The organism is Pseudorhodobacter sp. (assembly GCF_030452865.1).
Classification (GTDB): Bacteria; Pseudomonadota; Alphaproteobacteria; order Rhodobacterales; family Rhodobacteraceae; genus Pseudorhodobacter.
Genome location: NZ_JAKDLJ010000141.1, coordinates 1 through 8,163 on the forward strand (window position 1 = coordinate 1; position 8,163 = coordinate 8,163).

10 protein-coding genes are annotated in these 8,163 nt (G+C 59.9%); 5 read left to right on the forward strand and 5 right to left on the reverse strand.

Annotated elements, in window-relative coordinates:
• On the forward strand, window positions 1-492 hold a 492-nt coding region (gene efp, locus L0H65_RS09900), incomplete at its 5' end, for an elongation factor P (RefSeq protein WP_301458711.1).
• A gap of 59 nt (window positions 493-551) precedes the next feature.
• On the opposite strand, the gene L0H65_RS09905 is transcribed toward efp, so the two are convergent.
• On the reverse strand, window positions 552-1,310 hold the full coding sequence (locus L0H65_RS09905) for a folate-binding protein YgfZ (RefSeq protein WP_301458712.1): 759 nt from the start codon (window positions 1,308-1,310) through the stop codon (window positions 552-554).
• A 12-nt stretch (window positions 1,311-1,322) separates the two neighbouring features.
• On the reverse strand, window positions 1,323-2,990 hold the full coding sequence (locus L0H65_RS09910) for an ABC transporter ATP-binding protein (RefSeq protein ID WP_301458719.1): 1,668 nt from the start codon (window positions 2,988-2,990) through the stop codon (window positions 1,323-1,325).
• A gap of 226 nt (window positions 2,991-3,216) precedes the next feature.
• Between L0H65_RS09910 and L0H65_RS09915 the strand changes: the two genes are divergently transcribed.
• From L0H65_RS09915 to L0H65_RS09925, 3 genes are read left to right on the forward strand one after another with little or no spacing between them, the layout of a single operon-like run.
• Window positions 3,217-4,446: an alanine--glyoxylate aminotransferase family protein gene (locus L0H65_RS09915; protein ID WP_301458713.1), complete on the forward strand. Its 1,230-nt coding sequence runs from the start codon at window positions 3,217-3,219 to the stop codon at window positions 4,444-4,446.
• A 45-nt stretch (window positions 4,447-4,491) separates the two neighbouring features.
• Window positions 4,492-4,872 (forward strand): antitoxin Xre/MbcA/ParS toxin-binding domain-containing protein, encoded by a 381-nt coding sequence (locus tag L0H65_RS09920; protein WP_301458714.1) that lies wholly within the window; start codon window positions 4,492-4,494, stop codon window positions 4,870-4,872.
• Window positions 4,850-5,575: an RES family NAD+ phosphorylase gene (locus tag L0H65_RS09925; RefSeq protein WP_301458715.1), complete on the forward strand. Its 726-nt coding sequence runs from the start codon at window positions 4,850-4,852 to the stop codon at window positions 5,573-5,575. Before L0H65_RS09920 ends, L0H65_RS09925 begins: the two co-directional genes overlap by 23 nt.
• A gap of 37 nt (window positions 5,576-5,612) precedes the next feature.
• Here L0H65_RS09925 and L0H65_RS09930 read toward each other — a convergent pair whose 3' ends face one another.
• Together L0H65_RS09930 and L0H65_RS09935 are read right to left on the reverse strand one after the other, a co-directional pair.
• Entirely contained in the window at window positions 5,613-6,569 is a 957-nt protein-coding gene (locus tag L0H65_RS09930) for a magnesium transporter CorA family protein (protein ID WP_301458716.1), read from the reverse strand.
• An 84-nt stretch (window positions 6,570-6,653) separates the two neighbouring features.
• Entirely contained in the window at window positions 6,654-6,995 is a 342-nt protein-coding gene (locus L0H65_RS09935; protein ID WP_301458717.1) for a DUF305 domain-containing protein, read from the reverse strand.
• 178 nt (window positions 6,996-7,173) lie between these two features.
• Between L0H65_RS09935 and L0H65_RS09940 the strand changes: the two genes are divergently transcribed.
• On the forward strand, window positions 7,174-7,956 hold the full coding sequence (locus tag L0H65_RS09940; RefSeq protein ID WP_301458720.1) for a gamma-glutamyl-gamma-aminobutyrate hydrolase family protein: 783 nt from the start codon (window positions 7,174-7,176) through the stop codon (window positions 7,954-7,956).
• Window positions 7,957-7,972: 16 nt separating this feature from the next.
• On the opposite strand, the gene L0H65_RS09945 is transcribed toward L0H65_RS09940, so the two are convergent.
• Window positions 7,973-8,163: hypothetical protein (locus tag L0H65_RS09945; protein WP_301458718.1), on the reverse strand; the 191-nt coding region annotated here is incomplete at its 5' end.

The following is an 8,163-nucleotide window of genomic DNA, read 5'->3' on the forward strand; positions in this document are numbered from 1 at the left end:
GTCAAGGTCAGCCATGTAAAGCCGGGCAAGGGGGGTGCCTTTGCGCAGGTGGAATTGAAGAACCTGCGCGATGGCCGCAAATTGAACGAACGCTTCCGGTCCGAGGATAAGGTGGAAAAGGTGACGCTGGAGAACAAGGACCAGCAATTCCTTTATGAAACCGATGGGATGCTGGTGTTCATGGACAATGAGACCTATGAGCAGATCGAACTGCCTGCGGACCTGCTGGGGGATCGTCGGCCGTTCTTGCAGGATGGTATGATGGCGACGGTGGAATATTACGGTGATGAGGCGCTGTCGATGCGCCTGCCGCAGAAGGTGACCTGCCGGATTGTCGAGACCGAACCGGTGCAGAAGGGTCAGACCGCTGCCAACAGTTTCAAACCGGCGATTCTGGATAATGGCGTGCGGATCATGATCCCGCCGTTCATCGGGGTGGATGAAGATATCATCGTTCACACGGAATTGATGGAATATTCCGAACGCGCCTGAAAGGCATTTGCGATTCTTCACCCGGAAATCTGAATTTTCGACGAAAATTCCGTTGCGGGTCAGGCGAGCGTTACTTTGGCCTCGCCCGCCTGCATCTCACCCGTTGCGCGGTCAAAGCGCAGATAGGCCAAAGCCAGATCGCCCGAGCGCGTGAAAAGCTGGCCGACAGGTTTGCCATTCGCCGAAATCTCGGCGCCGAGCGTCGCGTCGCCCAGAACCCGCACCTGCGCCAGCCCTTTGCGCAATTCCGTTTTGTGTTTCATCCGCGCAGTGACCTCCTGCCCGACATAGCAGCCCTTGCGGAAATCGACGCCGTGCAGGCGTTCAAAGCCCATTTCCAGCAGGTAGCTTTCATCCGGGATCAACTCCATCCCGCTTTCCGGGATCACATGCGCCACCCGGATATTGTCCCAATCAATCGCGGCCGCCGAGCCAGTGAAATCCGAATAGAGCCGCCAGCCAAGTGCGCCGTGGCGCGGATCGGGCAGGGCACCTGCGGGCGCGTCAGCCACTCCGCGCGTCACATGCAGCGCGCTGGGGGTAAGGGTGACATCTGCGCGCAACCGGTACATCGACAACCGTTTGAGGGTCGCATCGGCCAGCACCTCCGGCATATCCAGCAGCAGCGTCGCGCCGGTGTTGACCACAAAGAAATCCGCCAGATATTTGCCTTGCGGTGTCAGCAGCGCGGCCCAGACGATCCCCGGCCCTTTGCCAAGCGGCAGCACATCATTGCTGACCATGCCTTGCAGGAAGGTAAGTGCATCTTTACCGAATATCTCGGTCAGGCGGCGGTTCGGGGTGGCTTCACCTTGCATCGGGACGGCCTTTCAGGATTGGAATTGCAACTTGCACAGGTCGGCATACAGCCCGGAATGGGCCAAAAGTTCTTCATGCGTGCCTTGATCGACGACGCGGCCCTGATCCATTACCAAAATAAGGTCGGCCTCGCGGATGGTTGCCAAACGATGCGCGATGACAAGCGTGGTGCGCCCGGTGGCGGCAGTGGCAATCGCTTCGGCCACCAAAGCCTCGGATTGCGCATCCAGCGCGCTTGTCGCCTCATCGAGCAGCAATACAGGGGCATCACGCAACAACGCCCGCGCAATGGCCACCCGTTGGCGTTGCCCGCCTGAAAGGGCTGATCCGCGTGGTCCTGCGGGCGCATCAAGGCCCAATGGTATCGCATTGACAAACTCCGTGACATGGGCGGCGCGCAAGGCGTCTTGCAGCCTGTCATCGCCCACCGCTTGCCCCAGGATCACATTGTCGCGGATGGTTTCATCGAACAAGGCGGCATCCTGTGTCACCACCGCGAATTGCCCACGCAACAGCGGCAAGGGCAGGGTGTTGATATCCACCCCGTCCAACGTAATCCGCCCCGATTGCGGCTGCGCCATTGCAGTCAGCAGGTTGAACACCGTGCTTTTGCCTGCGCCCGATGGGCCGACCAAGGCGGTCAGCTTGCCCGCCGGAGCCGTGAAGGAAAGCCCGTGCAGGATGGTCTGATCGCCATAGGAAAAATTCACCGCGTCCAGCGCGATCTCCGGTGCGTCACCCGCACGCGGCAGCGTGCCGGTTGCCGCAGGGCGCGCAGCAGGTTGCGTATCAAACAACCTGAACAACCGCTCAAGGCTCGCTGCTGCCGTCTGCCAGAACCCCGCCATATCGCCCATCCGGCGCAGGGGTTGAAAGGTCAGCGCCATGGCCGAAAAGAACGCCATGAAATCACCGATGCTGCGTTCGCCTTCGATGATCTGGCTGCCGCCGAGCATCAACACCGCGAAAAACCCTAAGCCGGTGACAACATCGACCAGCGCCGGAATGGTGGATCGGCTTAGGACGATCTTGATTTCGGCCCGGACCAACCGGTTCACGATCTCCTGAAAGCGGCTGGTCTGGTAATCCTCCATCCGGTTCAGCTTTACCGCCTGAATGCCGTGGAACACCTCATCCAGTCGCGTTGCGCGGCTGCCGGCGTCATTGCGCATCGCGGCGGTTTTGCGGCGGATATAGCGTTGGATCACCAGCGCCGGCGCGATCAGCAAGGGTGCTCCGATCAGCGCCGCCAATGTCCAACCCGGATCAATCGACAGGGCCACCGCGAACAACCCGATCAGCGAAATGGCATCACGTCCGACCCCGGTAATGACATTAGCCCAAACCGCTTGCACTGCCAGCGTGTCGCCTTGCACCCGTTCAATCAGCGCGCCGGGCGGGTTGGTCTGGAAAAAACCGGCGTCGAGCGTCAGGATATGGCGCAGCAAATCCACCTGCATTGCCGAGGATGACCGCTGCGCAATTGTGGTCAGCAAGGTTTTGGAGGTGATGGAGGTAATCGCGCGCAGCACGAACAGCCCCAGAATGGCAAAACCGACCCAGATCAGCGCGTCTTCGCCGCCGGGGGTGAACACCTTGTCAAACAAGGGTTTGAGCAGATAGCTGAGCGCCCCCAAGGTGGACCCTTCAACCACCATCACCGCGAAGGCCAGCGCCATAAGCGCTTTGTAATGCCGCAGATATCCGGCCCAAAGTCGCCCGAACAGCCGGGAGGAGCGGTAGTTTGGTGTTTCGTGCTTTGCGGTGCTCACGGTGTCTGCCAGGAATTATTCTGCATGGTTTCCGGTCTATCGTGGAAAGTGCCAGACCTGCAAGCGGCGGGGTGTTGACGCGGACGGGTGGCGGGCCTAGCAATTGCGGGGTATTGTCATGGAAAGTCAGCCGATGTCCCCCTCTCTCTCGCTTGCCAATGGTCGCTCATATCTTGCCATTCCCGGCCCTTCGGTCATGCCGGATCGGGTGCTGCGCGCGATGCACCGCGCCGGGCCGAACATTTATGGCGGTGAAATTCATGACGTGGTGGCGGGGATTTGGCCGCGATTGAAAGCCGTGGCGGGAACGTCGCAAAACAGTGCGATCTATATCGCCAACGGCCATGGCACTTGGGAAGCAGCGAATTGCAATATCTTCAGCAAGGGCGACAAGGCACTGGTGCTGGCGGTTGGTCGCTTTGGCATCGGATGGTCCGAATCCGCCCGCGCCTTGGGCGTGGATGTGGAGTTGCTGGATTTTGGCAAGTCCTCACCCGTCGACCTTGGCCGCGTGGAGGCGGCGCTGCGGGCTGACAAAGACCACAAGATCAAGGCATTGCTGACGACGCAGGTTGATACTTCCAGCTCCATCAAGACCGATATCGCGAGCCTGCGCGGCGTTCTGGATGCGGTCGGGCATCCAGCGCTTTTGGCGGTGGATTGCATCGCGTCCATCGGCTGCGACGAATACCGGATGGATGATTGGGGCGTTGATGTCACGGTTGCGGCCAGCCAGAAGGGGTTGATGACGCCGCCGGGCCTCGGGGTGCTGTGGTTCTCGGACCGGGCGCGGGAACGCTGTCGCGGCAATGACCTGCGCACGCCCTATTGGGATTGGGAGCCGCGCGCCAATGGCACGGAGTTCTGGCAGTATTTCAACGGCACCGCGCCGACGCATCACCTTTACGGCTTGGCAGAGGCGCTGCTGATGCTGGAGGAGGAGGGCATGGCCAATGTCTGGGCGCGGCACCGCGCACTTGCGGGCGCAGTCTGGGCGGCGTTCGAGGTTTGGTCCAAAGGCAACCCTGCGATTGCGATGAATGTCGCGAATGCGCGCGATCGCGGCTGTTCGGTTACGGCGGCGCGGATCGGCGGCAATGATGCAACCCGCCTGCGCGAATGGTGCGAAACGCAGGCCGGCGTTACGCTTGGCATCGGGCTTGGCATGGCGTTACCGGGTGATGCGGCGTGGCACGGGTTTTTGCGGGTGGCGCATATGGGGCATGTCAACGCGCATATGACGCTGGGGGTTCTGGCGGTGATGGAGGCGGGGATGCAGGCGCTTGACATCGCGCACGGGGAAGGCGGCGTTCTGGCAGCGACGAAGGCGCTGTCCTCGGCCTGGGTGCAGGGGCAGGCTTGATTTCTGTGGAAATTATGTTATACCTTCTTTCAGGAGAAATATGTCATGTCCACGAACACCGCTCTCAAAACCGATATCAGCCATGCGCCGGGCCGCGTGGCTGCCAAGGCTGTCTTTAACGCCGCGCGCGAATTGGGGCTGACGCAGCGCGATCTGGCCCATGCGATCGGCGTGTCTGAGCCGAGCGTCAGCCGCATGAAAGGCGGTGGCTTTGCATTGGAGGGCAAGCCGCTGGAACTTGCGCTTTGCGTGATCCGCCTGTTCCGCTCGCTCGACGCCATTGCGGGGGGGGAGGCGGCAGTGATCCGGGGCTGGATGGCGAACCCGAATTCGGATCTGGGGGCCGCGCCGAAAGAGCTGATCACCACAGCAGCGGGCCTGATTGACGTGATGAACTATCTGGATGCCGCGCGTGCCCCCGTTTGAAGGAACGCTTGCGCCTTACGCGCGGGTTTTATGGCGGATCATCGAAGGGCAGTACCGATCATCCACCATCCGAATCGTCGACACCTTTGCCGAACATGATCTGTTGGAGGCGATGCTGGAAGACAGCAAGCCGCCGGTGCCGGAGGAATGTCGGCATCTCGACTACCAGTTCTGGTCGCCGTTCCGCTACGGTTGCTACCCCAAGGATTCACGCTTTCGCCGCAAGGGCCGCACGCCGGGCGTCTGGTACGGGTCAGAGGCGCCGCTGACCGCGCTTTGCGAAATGATCTGGGGAACGCTGCGGTTCTTCGGCGCCTCTACGGCGACACCGCTGCCGCGAAAGGCGATTGAATACAGCGCTGTCGCCGCTGATATCAAGGTGCCACTGATGCTGGATCTGACCGAAGCGCCGTGGCGCGGCGCGGGGGATTGGATGGCCCCGCTTGATTACAGCGATTGCCTGATGCTTGCCGACAATTTGCGCGCGGCGGGCGGAGAGGCGATCCGCTATGCCTCGGTCCGTCATCCCGATCATGCGCCGAACGTCGCGGTATTGACCTGTCGCGGCTTTGCCGATCCGCATCCGGTGGCGCTGCAAACCTGGCATGTGCAATATGCGCAAACCCTGGTCCGGGCGAGTTGCGAGACCGATCACGCGCGATACAGCTTCGCGGTCAAAGAAACAAAATTATATTTTGACTGAATGTGTTGCGTAGATAACTTAATCCATCACTTCAAGATCAGAGCCATTTTTTGTACTTCGCAAAAAGATATGGCAGAACCGCAAAAAGCGCCATCAAACCGATGGCATAGGGATACCCGTAATCCCAGTGCAATTCAGGCATATGGGTGAAGTTCATCCCGTACATCGAGGCGATCAGCGTTGGCGGCAGGAAAATCACTGCCGCAACCGAGAATATCTTGATGATGCCATTCTGTTCAATCGTGATCATCCCCAATGTCGCATCCAACAGGAAGGTGATCTTGTCGGACAAGAAATTCGCGTGGTCGGCCAGGGACTTCACATCACTGCCAAGCGTTTTGCCGCGTTCCCTGAGGTCGGCATCAACATCATGTTTAAGCAGGATTTGACCCAGAAATGACGTAAGCCGTTCCATCGTCAACAGGCTGTCGCGGATGTTGGAGCCCAAAACCCCCATTTGACCGATCTTTTCCAGAATGACCTGATAATCCCGTGGCTTGCCTTTGACAGCAGGCATAAATATCTCACGCGATTGCAAGTCGATGTTGCGCGCGGCGCGTTCCAGAATATCGGCTTGGCGGTCTATCACCGCCTCCAGCAGGGCCACCAGCAAATCTAGCGGCCCTTTGATTTCCTGCCGGGTGGTAAGCGCACGGGGCGCGAAGGTCGAAAACACGCGCGGCTCATGGTAGCGCACTGTAATAACATGGGTTTTCGTCAGAATGAAGGTCACTGGCCCCATGTCCGGATTGCCGCCATCGGAATTGGCGGGCAGGATCGCGGTCATGAAGGCTGCATTTTCATAGGTATAAAGCCGCGAGGAAATCTCGATTTCCTCCATCTCCGGTTGGGTCGGGATATCAAGACCAAGCGTGTCCTCAATCTCCGCCTGCTCCTTTTCACCCGGCGAACAGATGTCGATCCAGATTGCGGCCACAAGATCGGCGGCATCGGGGCGCAGCGTGTTGTTGTCAAGATAATAGGTTCTGATCATGCTGCGCCCCCTGCGTCCGGTTGCCCTGTTGTTGAACAGTCAGCGGGAATTGTCACGCCTTAATCCATCACAACCCAGCCCGGATCAATGCTTTGCAAGCCAGTCCTGCATCCAGGCAATCTCTGCCTCCTGCGCTGCAATGACGCCTTCGGCCAAGGCACGGACTTCCGGATCGTGGCCGTATTGCAAAACGATGCGGGCCATTTCCACCGCACCTTGATGATGTGGGATCATCCCGGTGATGAAATCGACATCAGCATCCCCGGTCAACGGCACGGCCATGGCTTCGTGCATCCGCATATTTGCTGCGGCAAAGGCTTGCGAAGCGGCGCTCTGATCGCCGGAGTGCTGCATGGAATGGTCGGTGCTTTGGGCCAGCGCAGGAAGCGGCAGGCAAAGCAGCAGGGTCAGCGGGATGTGTTTCATTCGATTCTCCTTTGAAATTCCGTGCCATCTGCCGGGCTTCCCCCCGGAGGAAGGCAAATCACCTGTGCGTGAAAGCGGATGGGAATTTCCTTCACCTTTGGGTGCCACTGGCCTATCCTGCGCCAAATTCACCTTTTCAATCGGGGGCGCGATGAAACCTGTAGCTGTGGCATCTGCGATGCGGCGACCGGTCATCGGCATCATCGGCAATACCAATCTGATCAACAACAGCTATCAGGTTCACGCTGGCGGCGCGATGAATTCCGACGCCATTGCGCGGGTCGCCGGATGTTTGCCGATCATCATTCCATCTGACCCGAACCTCGTCGGGATGGAGGAGTTGCTGTCGCTGTGTGATGGTTTTTTGTTGACGGGTGGTCGCCCCAATGTCCACCCCAGCGAATACGGTGAGGCACCAACCCCGGCCCATGGTGATTTTGACCGGCACCGCGATGCGATCACCCTGCCGCTGGTGCGCGCATGCGTAGAGCGGGGGCAGCCGTTTCTGGGGATTTGTCGGGGCTTTCAAGAGGTGAATGTCGCGATGGGCGGCGCGCTCCATCCGGAAATTCGCGATCTGCCGGGGCGGATGAACCACCGGATGCCACCCGATGGCACAATCGAGGAGAAATTCGCCCTGCGTCATTGCGTTCGCTTTACTACCGGGGGCGTGTTCGCCGCCCTGATGGGCGCGGATGAGGTGATGACCAACACGCTGCACGGGCAGGGCATTTCACGCCCCGGTGCACGGGTGGTTATTGACGGTTACGCACCCGATGGCACGCCAGAGGCACTTTATATCAAGGACGCGCCGGGTTTTACGCTGTCGGTGCAATGGCATCCGGAATGGAACGCTTCGGCAGACCCGGTGTCGCATGCGCTTTTCACCGCACTGGGAGAGGCGGCGCGGTCATGGGCGCATGGGCGAATGCCGGTTCCCGTGGCAAAAGCTGCGGGCTGAGGGGGCAGGACGGCAATCAGGCGACAACATGCGGGCAGGTCCGGATCGAAGCGCGATCGCCGCAGCCGACGATAGAAAAACCAAGGGCGGGTCGCTTGTACCCGCCCTTGGTCTGTCTTTCCCGCACAAGGTCCGTCGTCACGGAGTGGTTGTCGTCGTCGCACCCGGTGCAAGGATAATTGGGGCGCTGGTGCTGGTTTGCGGCTC

What these genes read in the sequence shown, in the direction of transcription:
- L0H65_RS09940 (WP_301458720.1), top strand. Translation starts at nt 7,174, where the DNA reads ATGCGGCGACCGGTCATCGGCATCATCGGCAATACCAATCTGATCAAC.
- L0H65_RS09930 (WP_301458716.1), bottom strand. Translation starts at nt 6,569, where the DNA reads ATGATCAGAACCTATTATCTTGACAACAACACGCTGCGCCCCGATGCC.
- L0H65_RS09910 (WP_301458719.1), bottom strand. Translation starts at nt 2,990, where the DNA reads ATGGCGCTGGCCTTCGCGGTGATGGTGGTTGAAGGGTCCACCTTGGGG.
- L0H65_RS09915 (WP_301458713.1), top strand. Translation starts at nt 3,217, where the DNA reads ATGTCCCCCTCTCTCTCGCTTGCCAATGGTCGCTCATATCTTGCCATT.
- L0H65_RS09935 (WP_301458717.1), bottom strand. Translation starts at nt 6,995, where the DNA reads ATGAAACACATCCCGCTGACCCTGCTGCTTTGCCTGCCGCTTCCTGCG.
- L0H65_RS09905 (WP_301458712.1), bottom strand. Translation starts at nt 1,310, where the DNA reads ATGCAAGGTGAAGCCACCCCGAACCGCCGCCTGACCGAGATATTCGGT.
- L0H65_RS09925 (WP_301458715.1), top strand. Translation starts at nt 4,850, where the DNA reads ATGCCGCGCGTGCCCCCGTTTGAAGGAACGCTTGCGCCTTACGCGCGG.
- L0H65_RS09920 (WP_301458714.1), top strand. Translation starts at nt 4,492, where the DNA reads ATGTCCACGAACACCGCTCTCAAAACCGATATCAGCCATGCGCCGGGC.